The organism is Marinobacter gudaonensis, assembly GCF_900115175.1.
Taxonomy (GTDB): domain Bacteria; phylum Pseudomonadota; class Gammaproteobacteria; order Pseudomonadales; family Oleiphilaceae; genus Marinobacter; species Marinobacter gudaonensis.
This window is the reverse complement of sequence record NZ_FOYV01000001.1, coordinates 730,333-750,566: the sequence shown is the minus strand read 5'-3', so window position 1 is coordinate 750,566 and position 20,234 is coordinate 730,333. Positions and strand designations below refer to the sequence as shown.

15 protein-coding genes are annotated in these 20,234 nt (G+C 61.6%); 9 read left to right on the top strand and 6 right to left on the bottom strand.

Annotated elements, in window-relative coordinates:
• Positions 1–25: 25 nt before the first annotated feature.
• The 3 genes from BM344_RS03420 to BM344_RS03410 all read right to left on the bottom strand — a co-directional run bounded on the left by BM344_RS03420 (position 26) and on the right by BM344_RS03410 (position 4,182).
• Complete coding sequence (locus tag BM344_RS03420) at positions 26–1,276, bottom strand: substrate-binding protein (protein WP_091986075.1); 1,251 nt, start codon at positions 1,274–1,276, stop codon at positions 26–28.
• A 161-nt stretch (positions 1,277–1,437) separates the two neighbouring features.
• Positions 1,438–2,316: an aldo/keto reductase gene (locus tag BM344_RS03415; protein WP_228143544.1), complete on the bottom strand. Its 879-nt coding sequence runs from the start codon at positions 2,314–2,316 to the stop codon at positions 1,438–1,440.
• Positions 2,317–2,322: 6 nt separating this feature from the next.
• Complete coding sequence (locus BM344_RS03410) at positions 2,323–4,182, bottom strand: alpha-amylase (RefSeq protein WP_091986072.1); 1,860 nt, start codon at positions 4,180–4,182, stop codon at positions 2,323–2,325.
• Between the two features lie 263 nt (positions 4,183–4,445).
• Between BM344_RS03410 and malE the strand changes: the two genes are divergently transcribed.
• The 3 genes from malE (at position 4,446) to malG (ending at position 8,197) form a co-directional block, all read left to right on the top strand.
• Positions 4,446–5,645, top strand: coding sequence for a maltose/maltodextrin ABC transporter substrate-binding protein MalE (gene malE, locus BM344_RS03405; RefSeq protein WP_091986069.1), 1,200 nt, complete (start codon positions 4,446–4,448; stop codon positions 5,643–5,645).
• 157 nt (positions 5,646–5,802) lie between these two features.
• Positions 5,803–7,296: a maltose ABC transporter permease MalF gene (gene malF, locus BM344_RS03400; protein ID WP_091986067.1), complete on the top strand. Its 1,494-nt coding sequence runs from the start codon at positions 5,803–5,805 to the stop codon at positions 7,294–7,296.
• A 10-nt stretch (positions 7,297–7,306) separates the two neighbouring features.
• Positions 7,307–8,197: a maltose ABC transporter permease MalG gene (gene malG / locus BM344_RS03395; RefSeq protein WP_091986064.1), complete on the top strand. Its 891-nt coding sequence runs from the start codon at positions 7,307–7,309 to the stop codon at positions 8,195–8,197.
• Positions 8,198–8,455: 258 nt separating this feature from the next.
• Here malG and malK read toward each other — a convergent pair whose 3' ends face one another.
• From malK to BM344_RS03380, 3 genes are all read right to left on the bottom strand, one after another.
• Positions 8,456–9,571, bottom strand: coding sequence for a maltose/maltodextrin ABC transporter ATP-binding protein MalK (gene malK, locus BM344_RS03390; RefSeq protein WP_091986061.1), 1,116 nt, complete (start codon positions 9,569–9,571; stop codon positions 8,456–8,458).
• A 32-nt stretch (positions 9,572–9,603) separates the two neighbouring features.
• Entirely contained in the window at positions 9,604–11,217 is a 1,614-nt protein-coding gene (locus tag BM344_RS03385; protein WP_091986060.1) for an alpha-glucosidase, read from the bottom strand.
• A gap of 254 nt (positions 11,218–11,471) precedes the next feature.
• Positions 11,472–12,839: a sodium:solute symporter family transporter gene (locus tag BM344_RS03380; protein WP_091986057.1), complete on the bottom strand. Its 1,368-nt coding sequence runs from the start codon at positions 12,837–12,839 to the stop codon at positions 11,472–11,474.
• A 177-nt stretch (positions 12,840–13,016) separates the two neighbouring features.
• Between BM344_RS03380 and BM344_RS03375 the strand changes: the two genes are divergently transcribed.
• From BM344_RS03375 to BM344_RS03350, 6 genes are all read left to right on the top strand, one after another.
• A complete protein-coding gene (locus BM344_RS03375) occupies positions 13,017–13,337 on the top strand; it encodes a TraR/DksA family transcriptional regulator (RefSeq protein ID WP_091986056.1) in 321 nt (106 codons plus the stop codon).
• A gap of 113 nt (positions 13,338–13,450) precedes the next feature.
• On the top strand, positions 13,451–14,095 hold the full coding sequence (locus BM344_RS03370; RefSeq protein ID WP_228143543.1) for an ABC transporter ATP-binding protein: 645 nt from the start codon (positions 13,451–13,453) through the stop codon (positions 14,093–14,095).
• Positions 14,096–14,116: 21 nt separating this feature from the next.
• Complete coding sequence (locus BM344_RS03365; protein ID WP_091986052.1) at positions 14,117–16,483, top strand: ABC transporter permease; 2,367 nt, start codon at positions 14,117–14,119, stop codon at positions 16,481–16,483.
• Positions 16,484–16,508: 25 nt separating this feature from the next.
• Positions 16,509–17,714 (top strand): efflux RND transporter periplasmic adaptor subunit, encoded by a 1,206-nt coding sequence (locus BM344_RS03360; RefSeq protein ID WP_091986049.1) that lies wholly within the window; start codon positions 16,509–16,511, stop codon positions 17,712–17,714.
• Positions 17,715–17,831: 117 nt separating this feature from the next.
• Positions 17,832–19,601, top strand: coding sequence for an N-acyl-D-amino-acid deacylase family protein (locus tag BM344_RS03355; protein ID WP_091986046.1), 1,770 nt, complete (start codon positions 17,832–17,834; stop codon positions 19,599–19,601).
• The gene (locus BM344_RS03350) at positions 19,602–20,234 is read left to right on the top strand and encodes a DUF2238 domain-containing protein (protein ID WP_091986043.1); all 633 of its coding nucleotides are present in this window, start codon (positions 19,602–19,604) and stop codon (positions 20,232–20,234) included.

The window sequence follows — 20,234 nt, the reverse complement described above, 5'->3', positions numbered from 1 at the left end:
ACCGGGCGGCCCCGGATTCGGGGCCTCACAGCTGAAGCGGCTTGCCGGCCTCCCGGCGTCTGGCTTCCCACTCTTCCCGTGTCTGGGCGGCTTCGTCGCCCGACATGGAGTCGATGATGCTGAAGTAGTCCGAGCTGTATTCGTCTGCCACCACGGTATTCCGGGGCTTGATCTTGACCACGTAGACCGTTTGCACGTTCTGGTGGTCAAACGCGCGCCAGTACTGCTCGTCTTTCAGGAAGCTGTAGCGGTGGCCTTCGAGGGCCCGGATCACGCTGGCGGTGTTGGTGGTACCTGCCCGTTCTACGGCGTCCTTGTACTGGTACACGATGCTGTAGGCGGAGGCAGCCGCGGTGGACGGGCGCATCTCGTAGCGTTCCGAGAAGGCTTCCACGAACGCTTTGCCGCGCGGGTAGTTACGCTCGTAGGGCAGGTTCCATACCCAGGGCGAACCACCCACGATGCCCTCCATGATGGTGGGGCCTACCTGTCTGGCCATGCCCAGGGTCAGGTTGGGCACCACAATCTGCATTTTCTCGGTCAGGCCCATTTCATAGGCAACGTTCAGCGCACGAACCATGTCGTCGCCAAACAGCACCATCATCAGCACCTTGGCGCCGCTGGCCTCGGCTTTTTCCAGGGCCTCCCGGAAGTCGGTAATCAGGGCCCGGGGGAAGGGGGTTTTTACGCCCTGGTGGCGGGTGGTGTCCTCGGTGCCCGAGAATTTGCGGACGGACTCCTCTACCGACCAGCCCCAGGTGTAGTCGGCGGTAATGTAGAAATAATCATCGTTGGCGTGGTTGGTGGTCAGGTACTGGCTGAGTGCCTTGGCGGTCATCCAGGCGTTGTAGGGTTCCCGGAACATGTGGGAGTGGCCCTCGGCGCCGGTGGTGGCGTTGGAATAGGTGAGGGTACCGAAATAAATCCGGTCCCTGTCACGCGCGGCCTTGCCCGAGGCAATGGCGACCGCGCTTGAAACCCCACCGAACACCATCTGTACGCCTTCACGGTCGATCAGCTCGGCGGTGTTCTTTGCGCCCCGGGCGGGCTCGCCACGGGTATTGCGGATAACCAGTTCCACCTGACGGCCCAGGATGCCGCCCGCCTTGTTGATTTCGTCCACCGCCAGGAAGGCGCCAAGGCGCTGCTGCAACCCCTGATCCTTATAGCGGCCGGTTTGCGGGTAATTGAGTCCAATTTTCAGGGTTTCGGCAGACACCGTGGTGGTTGCGAGCAACAGCAGGAACGCAGAAAAGAGCACTTTTCTGATGGTCATTCGGGTTGGCCTCCGGACGTGCAGCGCCAAAGGGCAAAGGCGCCGGTTTTTTTGGTTATTTGTTGAGCGCCTAAGTGTCGGCAGTCCGGAGCCAGGCAACAATGGGACTAAAGTTGAAGTTTGGGTAACAATTTGTAGGTTGGTGAACGCTGTCCCAGCCTTCACGCGACCGGCATCTTGCGCATGGCTTCGAGCAGCGCAAACCACAGGGGTCGCGGCAGCCGGGCCTTGCTGCCTTTGAGCGCTGCCTGCATCCGGTCTGCACGGAGCGAGCCCAGCACTGGTATAGGCGCTCCGGGAATCTGACGCAGCCAGGCGATGGCAAGCCCGGTTTCGCACAGCCCGGTTTCAGCCCGGACGGCCTCCAGCAGGGGCGCAGGCAGGGCATCAGGCAAGGTGCCGCCAGCCAGCGGTGACCACGCCAGCCACCGAAGACCGTCGCACAGATGGGCTTCCAGGGTGCCGTCGAACAGAGGGGCGGTGTGGCTCAGTGAGAGTTCGCTCTGGTTGCACACCAGGGGCAATCCGGTGTTCTGTTTGAGCCAGCGCCACTGCTCAGGCAAAAAATTGGAGACGCCAATATGGCGAATCTTGCCGGCGCTGACCGCCCGCTCCAGGCAGGCCAACAGCGCGTCCGCCTCGAGTAGCGGATCAGGCCGGTGAATCAGGAACGTATCAACCTGTTCAACCCTCAAGCGGGCCAGGGAAGCGTCGATGGCCCCGGTCACGTGGTCGGCTTCGGCCCGGTAGTGCTTGGTGTGCCAACCGGAAGAGTCGCGGTGGGCGGGCACAATACCGGTCTTGGTGATGATGCGCAGACGGTCTCGCAACGCCGGCGCGGCCGCCAGCGCATCACCGAAGAGTCGTTCGCACTCCCCGTCGCCATAGATATCGGCGTGATCGAAGGTATCCACACCTTCGTCCAGGCGCTGCTCAATCCAGGCCGCGAGATCGGCGGGCCGACAGAGATCAGGGTGGTCGTGCAGACGCATCATCCCGGCAATCAGAGGGGTCTCCCCCAGGAAATCCGAATAGCTCATGGTCGCTCACTTCTGTCCGAAGGCGATGATCACCTTGTCATCACCCTGAGTTCTTGAAAACACATAGGGCTGCTGGCTGATCAGCTCGTGTTTGCCGGCACCCACGGCCGGGTGGCGCTCCCGGAACTGCCCGAGTGCTCGCCAGTGCTGAAGGATGTCGCTCACCTCTTTGCTCTCAATGGCTGCCCAGTTCATGTCGGAGCGGGTGCCCTGGTGAGGGTCCGAGCCGGTCGCACCGAACGGGCGCCCGGATTCGTCGCCGTAGAACACCTGGACCGCGCCGGGGGTCAGCATCAGGGCAGCCGCGGCCCGCTTCTGCAATACCGGGTCGTTGTTGGCGATCTGGCTGAACAGTTTCGTATCGTGGGAGGAAATATAGCTCAGCACGTTGAACGGGTCCTTCCCGTTCAGGCGCTGCGCGTAGTCGCTGTAGACCGGTTCCATGGCCGGCAGGCAGGCAGCACCGGCCCGGGCCTCTTCCTGCAGGTCGAAGTTGATGACGGCGTCGAATCCGGCATCGAAATAGGCACTCTTGCGCACGGAGTGGGGGAACACTTCTGCCACCATCCAGAAGTCTTCGGCAGGCAGGGCGGCCTGCGGGTTCCGGCTGCGATAGTCGTCCAGCGCTGCCTGGGCGGCCTGCTTGAGTTCCAGCCAGGCCTCCGGTTCCACGTGCTTGGCGGTGTCTACCCGGAAGCCATCCACGCCGAATTCCCGTACCCAGTCGGTCAGCCAGGTAATCAGGTAGTCCCGGACCGTGGCGTTCTCCAGCTTGGTGCTGCGTGAGGTCTCCTTGTTCTGCAGGAAGATTGGCAGATCCACGGGTTCGCTGGCTTCGGTCTTGAAATCCGGCAGGAAGGCGAGGGAGCCGCGCTTTTCATCAATGGCGGCGTTGGGTGGCGTATCGTAATCGGCAATGCCGGCTCGAACCCAGTCCTTGCCCCACCAGCGGCGCCAGTCCGGGTGGTCGTAATCGATAAAGGCATGGTAGGCGTGGAAATTCTCCCAGGACTCCGGCCGCCAGTCACCCCAATGCTCCGGCAGGTGCTTCTCGAAGCCCTGGTACAGCGAGCCAAAATCGAAGGTCTGCATGTCTTGCAGGGTGCTGTAACCCGGGTGGTTCATGACGACGTCCATCACCACGCGAATGCCGCGTTCGTGGGCTTCGTTCACCAGGGCCCGAAACTCTTCCCGGGTGCCGAAGTTGGCGTCTGGCACGGTGAAATCGAGGGCATAGTAGCCATGGTAGGCGTAGTGCTGGAAGTCGCCACGGTCGCCGCCGCCGACCCAGCCGTGCATCTGCTCGAACGGCGGTGTAATCCAGAGTGCGTTCACTCCCAGGGACTTGAGGTAGTCCAGCTTCTCGGTGAGGCCGACGAAGTCGCCGCCATGGAAGGTGCCTATCTCTTTTTTGCCATCCGGCTTCCGCCCGTAGTTGAGATCGTTGCCGGTGGTGCCGTTGGCAAAACGGTCGGTTACCGCAAAGTAAACGGTGGCGCCGGCCCAGGTGAACTGTCCGGTGGTGGCTTCAGCCTCTTCAAGCAGAACCAGCCCCTCGGCACTGGCACCGGGGGTTAACGTTACCGTGCCACCGCTCACCCTGGCGGTTTGTCCGGTGTAGAAATCGCGAACCAGGGTGCCGTCCCGGAAGGTTGAGCCCACCGGAATCGTCATTTCGGCTGACGTCGCCTCACAGAATCCCTTGGTATCATTGACCGAAGGCGGTCCTGCTACCGGCATCGGGGTTTGTGCATCAGCGCCCGGACCTGAGGCACAACCCGCAACCAGCAGGGCAGTCGCAAGGCCGGCGTACAGACGGTAACGGCCGGGGCGGAGGTTGAGGCACTGGGGAATGAGGCGTGGCATAGGGGGCGCTCCTGTTCGGTTTTTCATTCTTGTGGGTGCCATCTGAACAGACTCCGCCCCGGGGTGGTAGACGGAATTTTCTACGCCTGACTACTCCCCTCTACTACGCCTCGGTGATTGAAATAAGGGGTGATGCGTAGTCGCGACATTTGTCACACAGTGCCAATACTCGCAAAAGAAACCTTTGCGTTCGGTCCGGCCCAACCACCTCGCGACTGGCCGGAAAACAACAATAAGGCAAGAACACACAGAGGAATGACCTGATGAATCGTCGAACTTTTATCCGCAGTACCCTCGCCGCGTCCGTTATTGCTGCCACCTTCGGCGCCGCTGCGCCGGCCCATGCCGAGATCGAGGAAGGCAAGCTGGTTGTCTGGATTAATGGTGACAAGGGATACGATGGCCTGCAGCAGGTGGGTGACTGGTTTACCGAGGAAACCGGAATCCCGGTCGAAGTCGCCCATCCCGACAGCGCAACCGACAAGTTCCAGCAGTCCGCCGCCACCGGCAACGGCCCCGACATCTTTATCTGGGCCCATGACCGATTCGGCGAGTGGGCCCAGAGTGGCATCATCTCCGAGATCAAGCCTTCCCAGGAGGTCATCGACGCCAACTACGATTTCACCTGGGATGCCGTTACCGTGGACGGCAAGAAGTACGGTTACCCGATGGCCGTGGAATCCATCGGCCTGATCTACAACAAGGATCTGCTGCCGGAGCCGCCGGCGTCGTTCGAAGAAATTCCCGCCATTCACAAGGAACTGGCCAAAGACGGCAAACGGGCCATCCTGTGGGACTACAACAACACCTACTTCACCTGGCCCATGCTGGCCGCTGCCGGCGGCTACATCTTCGGTGAGAACGCCGACGGCACGGTGGATGTCTCCGACACCGGCGTGAACACCGAGGGTGCCATCAAGGGCGCGAAAACTCTGACCATGCTCATTGAGGAAGGCGTGATGCCACGCGGTGCTGATTACAGCGCCATGGAAGCCAGCTTCAACAAGGGCGAGACCGCAATGATGATTAACGGTCCCTGGGCCTGGGGTAACCTTGAGAAAAGCGGCATCGATTTTGGCGTTGCCACACTGCCAACGGTGGCGGGCGAACCCAGCAAGCCGATGGTGGGTGTGATGGCGGCAACGCTGAATTCCGCCAGCCCCAACAAGGACCTGGCCGTTGAGTTCCTGGAAAACTATGCGCTGTCGGTAAAGGGCCTGAAGATGGTCAACAGCGACGTTCCTCTGGGGGCCGTGGCCAACAAGGCGTTCATGGAGGAGTTGTCCTCGAACCCGAACATCAAGGCAACCTTCGAGAACGCCCAGCTGGGTGAACCCATGCCCAACGTTCCCGCCATGGGTGCGTTCTGGTCGTCCATGGGGCCGGCCCTGCAGAACATCACCTCTGGCCGCCAGTCTGTTGAAGACGCCCTGAACGCGGCGGCCCAGCGGATTACCCGCTGATAGGCTCCTGATCGCCAGCCGGGTGCGCGTCATCCGGCTGGCGGCACCCGGACCTGTGTGACACCCGACGGTCGCCCCTGTGGCGACGGTCTATAGCGGGCTGACTACAATGATAACGGATACCTTGTCCTCCTCCGGTTTTGAAAGCAGACCTACCATGACCCGAGTCTTTCTTAAGTGGGGCGCGCTGGCGGTACTTGTCGCCGCGGCGCTCTATCTGATCCTGGCCCTGTACGTGCAGCGTGAATTTGTATTCGCCATGCTGTTCCTGGTGCTGACCGCCTCTGCGGTAGCGGTTTTCGTGAGCAAGAGGCTCTACGCACACCGCTACATATTTCCGGCCATTGCCGGCATGGGCCTGTTCGTAATCTTTCCACTGATGTACACGGTGGGCATCGGTTTTACCAACTACAGTGCCAGCAACCTGCTGAGCTTCGAGCAGGTGAAAGACAACCTGTTAAGCCGCAGCTACCAGTCTGAATCCGTACGCTACGACTTCGATGCCTACGAGACGCCGGAAGGCTACGTGTTGTACCTCGAAGGTCAGCACCAGAACCTGGTGACCCCGCCGATCAACCTGGCTGCCGGCGAAACCCGTGCTCCGCTGTTTCCGGCGACCTCGGTTCCGGAGGGGCAGCCGCTTCAGATTCGCGATGTCATCAAATTGCGCAAGGAGCTGGCGGGCCTGAAGCTGATCACCGATGACAACCGGGAGCTCAGCCAGGCTTCTTTGCGCTCTTTTGCGGCCATCCATCCGCAGTTCACGTTGCATGAAAACGGCACCCTGACCAATCAGCAAACCGGCGTGACCTATTTCCCCGACCACGACATCGGATTCTACGTCAGCCCGGACGGCGAAAAGCTGGTACCCGGCTGGACGGTGAATATCGGCTGGGACAACTACCTCAAGGTGGTGACTGACCCGTCGATCCGTGGGCCGTTTTTCCAGATCTTCGTCTGGACGCTGACGTTTGCGGTGGCCACCGTTGTGTTTACACTGGCTCTGGGCCTGCTGCTCGCCAATCTGCTGCAATGGGACCAGATCCGTGGCAAGGGCTTTTATCGAACCATGCTGATCCTGCCGTACGCGGTACCGGCCTTTATTTCGATACTGGTGTTCAAGGGGCTGTTCAATCAGAACTTCGGCGAGATCAACCTGGTGCTGGAGGGTCTGTTCGGCATCCGCCCGGACTGGTTCAGCGATCCGGCGCTTGCCCGCACCATGATCCTGATCGTGAATACCTGGCTGGGCTACCCCTACATGATGCTGCTGTGCATGGGTCTGCTGCAGGCCATCCCCCGGGACCTGTACGAGGCCTCGGCCATGGACGGGGCAGGGCCGGTGAACAACCTGTTCAATATTACCCTGCCGCTGATCATCAAGCCGCTGATGCCGTTGCTGATTGCCAGCTTCGCGTTCAATTTCAACAACTTTGTCCTGATTGCACTGCTCACCGGGGGCGCTCCGGATATCATCGGTGCCAGCACCCCGGCCGGTACCACCGACTTGCTGGTGAGCTACACCTACCGCATTGCGTTCCAGGACTCTGGGCAGAATTTTGGTCTGGCTGCCGCCATTGCCACCGCAATCTTCCTGGTGGTCGGGGCGTTGTCTCTGATCAATCTCAAGCTGTCCAAGATCAAGGTATAAGGAGCTTTCTATGGCCATGGTTGAACCCCGCTCCACTAAATACCGCGTGCTGGCATCCCACCTCGGGATGCTGGCGTTCATCGCGATCATCCTGTTTCCGCTGCTGATGGTGATTTCCATCTCGTTCCGCAGTGGTAACTTCGCCTCCGGCAGTCTGCTGCCGGAAAATCCCTCGCTTGAGCACTGGTATCTGGCGCTCGGCATTCCCTACACGGGGGAGAATGGCGTGACCATACAGCCACCGTTCCCGGTGCTGTTGTGGCTCTGGAACTCCATCAAGATTGCCGTGATATCGGCGGTGCTGATCCTGGCGCTGTCCACCACCAGTGCCTATGCCTTCGCCCGCATGCGGTTCGCCGGCAAGGGCTTCGTGCTCAAGTCGATGCTCATCTTCCAGATGTTCCCGCCGGTGCTGTCGCTGGTGGCCCTGTATGCCCTGTTTGACCAGATCGGTAACCACGTGAGCTGGCTGGGCCTGAACACCCACGGTGCCGTGATCGTGGCGTCGCTCGGCGGCATGGCGTTGCATATCTGGACCATCAAGGGCTATTTCGATTCCATCGATCGTTCCCTGGAGGAGGCGGCCATTGTGGATGGCGCGACCACCTGGCAGGCGTTCCGGTACATCCTGTTGCCCTTGTCCGTGCCCATTCTGGTGGTGGTGTTCATCCTGGCGTTCATCATGACCATCATGGAATACCCGATGGCCTCCATTCTGCTGGTGGACACCGACAAGCTGACCCTCGCCGTAGGTGCCCAGCAATACCTGTATGAGCAGAACTATCTGTGGGGCGACTTCGCGGCAGCAGCGGTGCTCTCGGGCCTGCCCATTACCGTGATTTTCCTCTACTGCCAGAAGTGGATTGTCGGTGGTCTCACCGCCGGTGGCGTCAAGGGATGACGCAGTCGTTGTTCCCGGGGCTTCTCTGAAGTCTCCTCCCGGGCCGCAGCGGAAGATCCCGTGCGGCCCTTACGCGAGTACGGCGTCTTCCAGCGTTAGCTTTCGCGACCCGGTCAGGTTACTTTCCCCCCAACTGACCGGGCTTTTTTTTGCCCATAAAAAAGGCCGGTACGTGACAGAACCGGCCAAAGGAGTAACCCCTCAAGGGGGGCGACAGATCGAAAAAAATGAGGGGCCGGCGGCCCCTCGGGGATAGGGTCAGAAGTCGATGCAGGGCTCGCGGTAGAGGCGGGGGCAGGCGGTGCCGTCCTGGCGGAACAGGTGGCACTTGTTGGCGTTCATTCCCAGGGTCATGCGAGTGCCTTCCTGCACCGGGTTGCTGCCATCGGTGCGCATGGTAAGCACGCCTTCCACGTTGTTCACATCCAGGTGTACGAGGGTCTGGTAACCCAGCCGCTCTACCACGTGCACTTCGCCTTGCAGGTACATGTCGGCTTCCTGGCCCTCGGTGAGGTGCTCGGGGCGGATGCCCAGGGTGACGGTATCGCCTTCGGTAAGCCCATTGCCGTTTACCGGGAGCTCCAGCCTGTGATCGCCGGGCAGTACCACGGTGACCGCCTGGGCACTGGCAGCGGCCACCGCGCAGTCGATGAAGTTCATCTTCGGAGAGCCAATGAAGCCCGCTACGAACCGGGTTGCCGGGTAATGATAGAGCTCCATGGGCTTGCCCACCTGGGCGATAGAGCCGTTGTCCAGGGCGACAATCTTGTCGGCCATGGTCATGGCTTCCACCTGGTCGTGGGTCACGTAGATCATGGTGGCGCCAAGGCGCTTGTGCAGTCGCGAGATCTCAATGCGCATCTGCACCCGCAGGGAGGCGTCCAGATTCGACAGAGGCTCGTCGAACAGGAACACTTCCGGTTCACGGACGATGGTGCGGCCAATGGCCACCCGCTGGCGCTGGCCGCCGGACAGGTCCTTCGGCTTGCGCTCGAGGAGTTTGTCGAGCTGCAGCAGATTGGCGGCATCTCGCACCCGCCGGTCGATTTCTGCCTTGTTGGTTTTCGCCAGTTTCAGGCCGAAGGCCATGTTCTCGGCCACGTCCATGTGCGGATAGAGGGCGTAGGACTGGAACACCATGCCCACTTCCCGTTCTTTCGGGGGCAGGTCATTGACCCGGTCGTTGCCGATGTACATGTCGCCGGAGGTAATGTCTTCCAGCCCCGCGATCATTCGCAGCAGTGTGGATTTGCCACAGCCCGAAGGCCCGACAAACACCACAAATTCTCCGTCCTGGATGTCCAGGTTCACGTTTCGGGTTACCTGGGCTTCGTCGTAGCTTTTACAGATGTTGCGTAAAGTGACGCTGGCCATAGTTCTCGTCTTCTTGTTGGGTCAATAAGGTCTCAGAGCCGGGCGATGTCCACGCCCCAGGGTCCGAGGGTCAGTTCTTTGCCGTGCCACTGGCCGCCCACGAAATCCGGGGTGTCCGGCTCGGAGATGCCGGCGCCGGGCATGGCAATGGTGATGGGGCTGTCACTGAGGTTCAGGGCGACCATCAGGGTCTGGCCATCCAGGCTGCGGGTGTAGACCAGCGTGCTCTTCGGGCTTTTACTGAACTCAATGTCGCCCTTCAGCAGTACCGGCTGTTGTTTCCGCCAGCCCAGGAAGGCCCGGTAGGCGGCCAGCACGGAATTGTCTTCGGCGTGCTGGATCGCCACCGCGGCGTTATAGTGATCATCATAAACCGGCAACCAGGGCCGTGCATCGGAGAAGCCTGCGTGGGACTCCTGGTGATGCCAGACCATGGGCGTACGGCAGCCATCGCGGCCCTTGTATTCGGGCCAGAAATTGATGCCGTAAGGATCCACCAGGTCTTCGTAGCGCAGTTCGGCTTCGGTCAGCCCCAGCTCCTCGCCCTGATAGATGCAGACGCTGCCACGCAGGGTGAGCAACATGGCCATGTAGGCCTTCAGCTGCTGTTCGGACTGGGCGTTCCAGCGGGTGGCAACCCGGGCCACATCGTGGTTACCGATGGCCCAGCAGGGCCAGCCGTCGGTGAGCTTGCCCTCAATGGTGTTGACGGTTTTGTGGAAAAACTCGGCGCCATGCTGCTCGGTAAGCAGGTCGAAGGAATAGGCCATGTGCAGCTTGTCACCGCCGCTGGTGTAGTCGGCCATGGTCTGCAGGGAGTTATCGTCGCCGATTTCACCCACGGTGGTGGTGCCCGGGTACTCATCCAACAGGGCCCGGAGGCGCTTCAGGAAATCGATGTTCTCGGGCCGGGTCTTGTCGAACTTGTGGAACTGGTAGGCGTAGGGGTTTTCCTTGCGCACACCGATGGAGCCTTCGGCCACCGCGTTGCTGGCCGGGTTGTCTCGCAACCGGGTGTCGTGGAAACAGAAGTTGATGGCATCCAGGCGGAAGCCGTCTACGCCCCGATCCAGCCAGAACTTCACATCCGACAGCACCTGAGCCTGCACCTCCGGGTTGTGGAAGTTCAGGTCTGGCTGGCTGGTGAGAAAATTGTGCAGATAATACTGCTTGCGACGGCTGTCCCAGGCCCAGGCTGAACCGCCGAATACCGACAGCCAGTTGTTCGGAGGCGTGCCGTCGGCTTTCGGATCGGCCCATACGTACCAGTCGGCTTTCGGGTTGTCCCGGCTGGCGCGGCTCTCGACAAACCAGGGGTGCTGGTCTGACGAGTGGCTCAGCACCTGGTCAATCATGATCTTCAGATCGCGCTTATGGGCCTCGGCGATCAGCTCGTCGAAATCCTCAAGCGTGCCGAAGATCGGGTCCACGTTACGGTAGTCAGACACGTCGTAGCCAAAGTCCTTCATCGGCGAGGTGAAGAAGGGCGATAGCCAGATGGCATCCACGTTCAGGCTGGCAATGTAGTCCAGCTTTGCGGTGACGCCCGGTAGGTCGCCGATGCCGTCGCCGTTGGAGTCGTAAAAACTGCGTGGATAAACTTGGTAGATGACGGCGCCACGCCACCAGTCCGGGTTCTTGATCATGTAGCCTCGCTTGTTAAACCGGCGGTAAAGATTATTTTTCTTGAAAGTGGTAGGAAAACTACCCAACTAGACTTGAGTCATACTGCGGCCGGCGGCGTTGCCGTTCATCCTCCTGCGCTACTTTTTGTTGGCGTAGTCGGGGGGAGGAGGGGGGCGTAGGAGGGGGGAGACCGGAGCCGCCCCCCCCCGGAGAGGGGGCGCGCACGGGTTGAGGGCAGTGACTATGCGGATGTCAACGAGACGGGCCGGGCCCGTTATTGCTTCTTCGGGAACAGGCCAGCCGAGACAACGCTGACCAGTCCGGAGCCCACCAGCGCCCCAACGAACGGCATCAGCGTCGGGATGCCCCCCGGGAAACTGGCAGCCTGGAGCCCTGTCGCGAGGCTACCGCCGGCCATCCAGCCGGGCAGGATGGCACCCGCGACTCCTGCCAGGCAGCCCAGAATGGCGGCACGGGTGGTCATCCGGCCCCACAGCCCCATCAGCACTGGCAGAATGGCCGTGGCACACAGCAGGTCGGCGATCAGGAACAGGCGCAGCACCGAAATGCCCTGCAAGGCCACCAGAACCACCGGAATCATCAGCAGCACGATAAACCAGCGGGCGCTGATGATGGACAACCCTCGTTTCTCCGTTACCGCCAGGGAGGCGAGGGCATTCTGAAGGGTGTCCACGGATGAGGCCACCAATGTGATCGCCAGGATCAGGGCCGGCAATGCCAGCCAGGCCGGCGCATCGGACAGCAGTGCAAAAAAGGGAATGGGCGGGGTGCCGAGATCGGCGCCGCTCATTGCGGCCATAATGCCGAGGCCACCGACCACCGCTACCACGCCAATGGTGACGACGCCGCCGAGCAATGCACCCCGGCTGAGCGCATCAGTATCCCGGGCCGACCACAGCCGCTGCCAGTAGCCCTGATGGAACAGGTTGGCGGCGGTTACGGCAATCACCAGTGTGAGTGCAACACCCAGGGCGGAGGATGTGGGAATGTCCGGCAGGGCCGCCGGCGCCGTGTCTGGCAATTTGCCAAGGGCCACGACACTGACAATGGCCAGCAGGCCAATCAACAACACCGCCTGCCACTGATCGGTGACAATGCTTGCCCGGAGGCCACCTACGGCCGTGTAGATCAGGGTGGTGACGGCAACGCCGATGACCACGATCCCGCCATCAACGCCTGAGAGCAGCGATGTGATGGCGCCAATGGCGGTGAGTTCGGCGGTCAGGAAGCACAGCATGTAAAGCACGGAAATCAGGGAAACATAGTGGCGAACGCCTCGCCCGTAACAGGCATCCGCAAACTCTCCGATGCTACGGCCCTGCGGCAGGAAGCGCCGGATGGCGGGACCGCAGAACGCGAAAACGATGAACGGCAGGGCTGCTCCGAGGGCATAGCCGGCCAACGCCACCGGGCCTACCAGTGCGCCTACCTCGGGCGGTGCAAACAGGATCCAGCCGCCCATTCCCGAGGCGAGGAACGACAGCCCCAGAGCCCTGGCGCCCTGGCTGTTCCGGGCGGTGACATAGTCATCGAGGCCGCCGTCGGCGAACCGGGCCCTGAGCCCCAGCCAGGCAAACAGGATCATGGCAGCCGCGATGGCCGCGAACGTGGTGTACAACATCAGGTGATTCTCCGCCGGGAATGGAAATAACGCTGTCGCAATAGTGCCATAACGGCAGTATTCGGGCGAGACTCAGACCGTTGCCGCGTTTTTGACAGGCATCAATTCAGGGTTCAGCTTATGCTTTACTGTAGGCACATGGGTTATCCGGACTACCCGGACGACAGGAGAGGCACTATGACGAACCGGAAATCGGAACTGGAGACGCTGCGGGCAGACCTTACCGCCCGGCTGTCCCGCTATGAGGCGCACCAGCATCGCACCGACGGCGCCCTGGACAAGGACTTCGAGGAGCAGGCCACCCAGACCCAGAATGACGAAGTGGTGGATTCGCTGGAAACCGAGACCCGGGCCGAGCTCGCCCAGATCGAACGGGCCCTGGCGCGGATCGAAAACGGCGTGGGCGACGAGTGTGAGTCCTGCGGTGAACCGATTGACCCGCGCCGTCTGCAGGTGCTTCCCTATACCACCGTCTGTGTGGATTGCGCGGACGACTGAGGCCGTTCATGGTGCCAGGGAAGGTTGGGAAAGTGGGGGAGTCGATCGGGAGGGAGCCACCGGTCTTCCAGACTCGGGGGCTTAGCAAAATCTACCGCCAGGGAGAACTGGAGGTGCATGCCCTCAGAGGTGTGGACCTGGATCTTTATGGTGGTGAGCTGGTGGTCATGCTCGGTGCGTCCGGCTCGGGAAAGTCCACACTGCTCAACATACTCGGTGGGCTGGACGTGCCCACCTCCGGCAAGGTTCGTTATCGTGACATGGATCTCAGTACGGCCGGCGACCGTGAGCTGACCCGCTACCGTCGACAACACGTGGGCTTCGTGTTCCAGTTCTACAACCTGATTCCCAGTCTTACCGCCCTGGAGAACGTGGCTGCCGTCACGGAAATCTCCATCAGCCCCATGGCGCCCGAAGAAGCACTGACTCTCGTGGGGTTGCAGTCCCGTATGGACCATTTCCCGGCCCAGCTCTCCGGCGGGGAGCAGCAGCGTGTTGCCATAGCGCGGGCCATTGCCAAACGGCCGGCGGTGCTGCTGTGCGATGAGCCAACAGGCGCACTCGATTCGGCCACGGGTGTGGTGGTACTGGAGGCCCTGGAGAAAGCCAACCGCGAGACTGGCACTACTACGGTGATCATCACCCACAACGCGTCTATCGCAGCGATGGCTGACCGGGTGATCACCCTCTCTGACGGCACGATCAGTGGCGAGCACCATAATGAACAGCGCCAGAACCCCCGAACACTGTCCTGGTAGATTGCCCGGGAGGGAGGGGTGATGGAGAGGGCGCTGAACATCAAGCTCAGGCGCGAACTCTGGCAGATGCGCGGTCAGGTGCTGGCCATTGCCCTGGTTATTGCCGGCGGTGTCGCTGTGTGCGTGATGTCTCTTGTGAACTATTCCTCCCTGAGTGCGACCCGCGCTGATTATTACCAGCAGCACCAGTTTGCCGAGGTATTCGTGTCGGTAAAGCGGGCGCCTTTGAACGTGCTGAGGGAGATCCGGCGGCTGCCAGGGGTGGCCCGGGTGGAGGATCGGGTGGAGGGCTCTGCCAAACTGGAGATGCCGGGGTTTTCCGATCCGGTGTCGGCGCGGTTGGTGTCGGTCCCCTCCACTGGCCAACCGGGAATCAACCGCCTGTTTATCCGGCAAGGCCGATTGCCGGAGGCGGGGCGGGCCCGAGAGGTCGCCGTCATTGGCAGCTTTGCCGAGGCTCACCGGCTGTCCCTGGGGGACCGCTTTTTCGCAATCATCAATGGCCGCCGCCAGCAGCTGGTGCTCACCGGCATTGTTGAGTCTCCGGAGTTCATTTACGTGCTGCCACCGGGCGGCATGCTGCCGGACTACCAGCGTTTTGGCGTGCTCTGGATGAACCGGGACGTGCTGGCTCCGGCTTTTGACATGGACGGTGCGTTAAACAGTCTCGTTGTGACGCTCAGGCGGGGTAATACCCTTGAAACTGTGATCGATGCCCTCGACCGGGTCCTGGAACCCTACGGGACCACAGGAGCCTACGGGCGCGCCGACCAATTCTCTCACCGGTTCCTGAATGATGAGCTGAACCAGCTGAAAACCATGGCCACGGTGTTTCCCCTGATCTTCATGTCCGTGGCCATGTTTCTCCTGAACGTGGTGATTGGTCGTCTGATCGGCACCCAACGGGACATCATTGCCGTGCTCAAGGCCTTTGGCTACGGCAATCGTGAGATTGCCTGGCATTACAGCAAGCTGGTTATGGTCATTGCCGTGCTGGGCCTGCTGCTGGGGATGGTCCTGGGTCTCTGGCTGGGCAGGGCCCTGGGTGAGCTGTATATGGATTACTATCGGTTTCCCGGGTTGCTATTCCGTATTCAGCCGGCCTGGCTGCTGGCGATCGCTGCCCTGACCCTGCTGGTTGCCTGGGGCGGCGCCTGGCGGTCGATCCGCCACGCAGCTGCATTGCCCCCCGCAGAAGCCATGCGACCGGAGGGGCCGGCCCGGTACCATCTGTCGGTTCTGGAGCGCGTGTTGCGCCGGACGTGGTTCTCCCAGCCATCGCGCATGATCCTGCGCCAACTGTCCCGCCGGCCGGGGCGGACGGCGTTGTCGGTTGGCGGTATCGCCATGGCCACGGCCATCGTGCTGGTGGGTAATTTCCAGTTTGATTCGGTCTCGGTCATGGTGCACACGCAGTTTGCTCGGGTCCAGCAGCAGGATCTCGCCGCTGCCTTCATTGATCCGGTCAATGCCAGTGCGCTTTTTGGTCTTCAGCGACAGCCAGGCATCCGCTACGTGGAGGGCCGGCGTGTGGTACCGGTGCGGCTTGTGTTCGGTCACCGCCAGTGGCGCAGCGCCATTACTGGGATTCCTTCACAGGCCCAACTGCAATTTGTGATCGATGAAAACCTGCAGCCAGTTACTCTGCCGGTGGCCGGACTGTTGCTGACGGATTATCTGGCGGCCGAGCTCGGTGTCCGCCCGGGGGAAAGCATTCAGGTACAACTGCTGGAGGGGGACCGCAGGACTGTCGCGGTACCGGTCACCGGCATCTCCAGCGAGTTTGTGGGCGTCGGCGCTTACATGCGCCTGGAGGCGCTGAATCGTATCCTGGGAGATGGGCCACTGGTTAATCAGGCCATGATCAATCTGGAGCCGGCGCTGGCCTCATCGGTTTACGACCGCCTCCGGGAAACGCCTGCCGTTCTGGGTATCAGCATACGCCAGGCGATGCTGGACAGTTTCTACGACACCCTGGCGCGAACCTTTCTTACGTTCACCTTCTTTAACAGCCTGATGGGCGGAATCATTGCCTTCGGGGTTGTTTACAATACCATCCGGATTTCGCTGGCGGAGAAAGGGCGCGAGCTGGCGAGCTTGCGGGTTCTGGGGTACACCCATAACGAAGTCGCCCATATCCTGTTGGGCGAAGTGGCGCTGCTGATCGTGGTAGGCATTCCTCTCGGATGGTTTGCGGGACAGGGGCTGGCGGTGCTGATCATCACCGCCATGCAAACCGAGCTCTACCGGGTGCCTTTGATTATCACCGGCCAGACGCTGTCGGTTTCTGCCCTGGTTGTGGTGGTTTCGGCCCTGGCGTCGGGGCTGGTAGCGTGGCGGCGCCTGCGGGCGCTGGATCTGGTCGCGGTATTGAAAACGCGGGAATAAACCTCCGTGTATCAGGGAGTGGGGCATGGGAAAAACGCGGATATCGAGTAAATGGCTGTTCTGGGGCCTATTGGCGGGGCTGGCGCTGGCAACGCTGCTATTCACCTTGCGCCCGGACCCGGTGTGGGTGGATCTCGCCTCCGTCACCCGCGGGCCTCTGGAAGTCACCATCACCGAAGAAGGCAGGACCCGGGTTCGGGACCGGTACCTGGTGTCGTCGCCGGTGGCCGGCTATCTGCATCGGGTATTGCTGGAGGTGGGCGATCCGGTGATTCCTGGCGAACTGCTGACCGAGGTGGACCCGATGCCAGCGGCAACCCTCGATGCGCGCAGCCGGGCAGAGGCGGAGGCGAGGGTCGAGTCCGCCCGGTCAGCACTCAATTCCACCCGCCAGAAAGTGGCCGCCGCACAGGCCGAGGCAGACCTTGCTGCGCGGGAACTGGCGCGACTCCAGGTGCTCAGCCCCGAGAACTTCGTGTCTGACGAGCGTCTGCAGCAGGCCCGGGCTGCGGCGGACAGGGCCCAGGCAATTCTGCGGTCGGCCCGGTTTGATGAAGAAGTGATGGCCCATGAGCTGGCGGCGGCCCGGACTCGACTGGACGTGTCGGCGGCCCGGGCATCCGGCAATGGTTCGGTGGAGCGTGTGCCGGTGCGTTCCCCCGTGAACGGGTCGGTGTTGGCCGTTGTCCGGAAGAGCGAAGGGGTGATTCAGGCCGGTGAGGCCATCCTGGAGCTGGGTGATCCCGGCGCCCTGGAGGTGGTGGTTGACGTGCTCAGTTTTGACGCGGTCAATCTCAGCCCGGGTATGACGGCAAGATTGACCGGGTGGGGCGGAGATCCTCTGGAGGCGGTGGTTCGTCGGGTGGAACCGGTGGGCTTTGAGGACGTCTCGGCTCTGGGCGTGGAAGAGCGGCGGGTTCAGGTGGTCGCCGATCTCGTCAGCCCCCCGGGCGCCTGGCAAAGCCTTGGTGATGGTTATCGGGTAGACGCCGAGTTTCTGCTCTGGCGTGCCGACGATGTGGTACAGGTACCGGAATCGGCGGTCTTCCGCACCGACGGCCACAGCCAGGTGTTCCGGGTGGTGGAGGATCGGGCCATTCTGACAACGGTTGCCACTGGCCGAAGCAACGGCTTCTATACCGTTATCCAGGAGGGACTCGAGCCCGGCGACCAGGTAGTGCGGCACCCGGATCGACAGCTTGAGGACGGCAGCCGGGTGCGCATTCGCTAAACAGCGGCCTTGAGCGTTTTCGCCAACCGGAACGGCAGGAAATGTTGCCATGGGCTGGCTAGACTGAAGCTTCAGAACAACAACAGCATCAGACCAATAACAAGGAAGCCCGACACCGTGGACCTGTTCGATACCCTTATTGTTGGCGGCCGCTATTTCGATGGGACCGGCGAACCTTCCCGAATGACCCATGTGGGTATCAAAGATGGGAAAGTTACCCGCCTGTTTGACGAGGAACCCGATCACGCCCTGGCCCGCGAGGTGATTGATGCCCGAGGTTGCTGGGTCACACCGGGTTTTCTGGACACCCATACCCATTACGATGCCGAGCTGCTGGTGTCGCCTTCGCTCTCGGAGTCAGTGCGACACGGCGTAACGACGGTGCTCATTGGCAGTTGTTCGCTCAGCATGGTGTGTTCTGAGGCCGAGGATGCCTCGGACATATTCACCCGTGTAGAGACCGTGCCCCGGGAAAAGGTCCTGCCCATACTTCAAGAGTACAAAACCTGGCGCTCGCCCCGGGAGTGGGTTGAGTTTGTGGATCGCCATCCCCTGGGGCCCAACGTAATCAGTTTCCTGGGGCACAGCGACTTGCGCACGGCCGTGATGGGGCTGCACCGGGCCACCGACCGCGCGGTCACGCCAACCGAAGCGGAGCAGGCCCGAATGGAGGGTTTGCTGGAGGAAGCCCTGCAGGAAGGCTTCCTCGGCCTGTCGACCATGTGCCTGAAGTGGGACAAGGTGGACGGTGATCGTGAATGGTCCAAGAGCCTGCCGAGCACCTACGCCCGCTGGCGGGAGGTCAGCCGCCTGAACCGGATACTGCGGCGCTACGGCCGGGTGCATCAGGGCGCACCCAACGCCGCCAATCCGCTCCAGGTGACCCAGTACCTGAGGGAAACCCTGGGCTGGCTGCGCCGGCCCCTCAAGACCACCCTGATTGCCATGATCGACCTCAAGGGCAACCCGACCGTGCGGCCCATGGCCAGCCTGGTGGGCTGGCTGGCCAACACCCTGGGCGGAAACTTCCGCTGGCAGTTGTTGCCAACACCCTTTACCGTCTACGCCGATGGCATGGACATTGTGCTGTTCGAGGAGTTCGGTGCCGGCGAGATGGCGCTGGATATCCGCGACCAGTTGGAGCGAAACGAACTGCTCAAAGACGAGCAATACCGGCGCAACTTCCGGAAGTTCTACAAGGAGAAACTGTCGCCGCGGGTCTGGCAGCGGGATTTCGGCGATGCGGTGATTCTCGGGTGTCCGGACGCGTCCGTGGTTGGCCGCAACTTTGCCGAGCTAGCCGCGGAGCGGGGTGTTCATGTGGTGGATTTCTTCCTGGACATGGTCGTGGCCCATGGCCGTGCGCTGCGCTGGTACACCACCGTGGGTAATCACCGGCAGGACCGGCTCAGGAAAATGGTGAATCACCCGGGCGCGCTGATCACCTTCTCCGATGCCGGTGCCCACCTCCGGAACATGGCGTTCTACAACCTGCCCCTGCGCTTTCTCAAACTGGTGCGCGACAGCCATGAGGAAGGCACGCCGGTGATGTCACTGGAGCGCGCGGTGCATCGCCTCACCGGCGAGCAGGCGGACTGGCTGGGCATCGACGCGGGCCACCTGAGAGTGGGTGACCGGGCCGATGTCGCCGTGCTGGACCCCCGCGGGCTGGACCAGGATCTGGAGCGAGTGGAATGGGCGGAAATGCAGAATTTCGGTCTTGAGCGCATGGTCAATCGGGTACCCGGCTGTGTGAGGCATGTGTTGATCAACGGGCGTAAGGCGGTTATCGAGGGTGAGATTGAACCGGATCTGGGCCGCACTGTGGGTTTCGGTCGCTTTCTGCGCGCCGGAGACAGGAAAGCGACAGCAACAGAAGGCATGTGAATGAGTAACAGACTGGCCCCCCTGGCCTGGGTTGTCGCCTTTCTGGCGGTTTTTCTCTGGTCTGGCATTGGTCCCCGGGACCGGATGACCTGGGTACTGGAAGTATTGCCTGCCGTGATCGGTTTTGGTCTGGTAATCTGGTGCTATTTTCGCTACCCGCTTACCCCGCTTGTGTATCAGTTGATCCTGATACACGCGGTCATCCTGATGGTCGGCGGTCACTACACCTATGCCGAGGTGCCGGCCTTTGACTGGTTCCGGGACTGGTTCGGCTGGCAGCGTAACAATTACGACAAATTGGGGCACTTTGCCCAGGGCTTCGTGCCGGCCGTAATCGCCCGCGAGCTGGTGATCCGCTTCGGGGTGTTTGCGCGCCGGGGCTGGCGGTCTTTCTTTATCGTGTGTTTCTGCCTGGCCCTGAGCGCCTTCTACGAACTGATCGAATGGTGGGTGGCACTTCTGAGCGAAGAGGCTGCAGAGTCGTTCTTGGGCACCCAGGGCTATGTCTGGGACACCCAGTCCGACATGGCCTGGGCTCTGTCCGGTGCCATTCTTGCCCTGGTAGTGCTGGGTCGGATGCATGACCGCCAGCTCCGCTCGCTCACACCGGGCGACCCTGCAACCGGGAGGTGA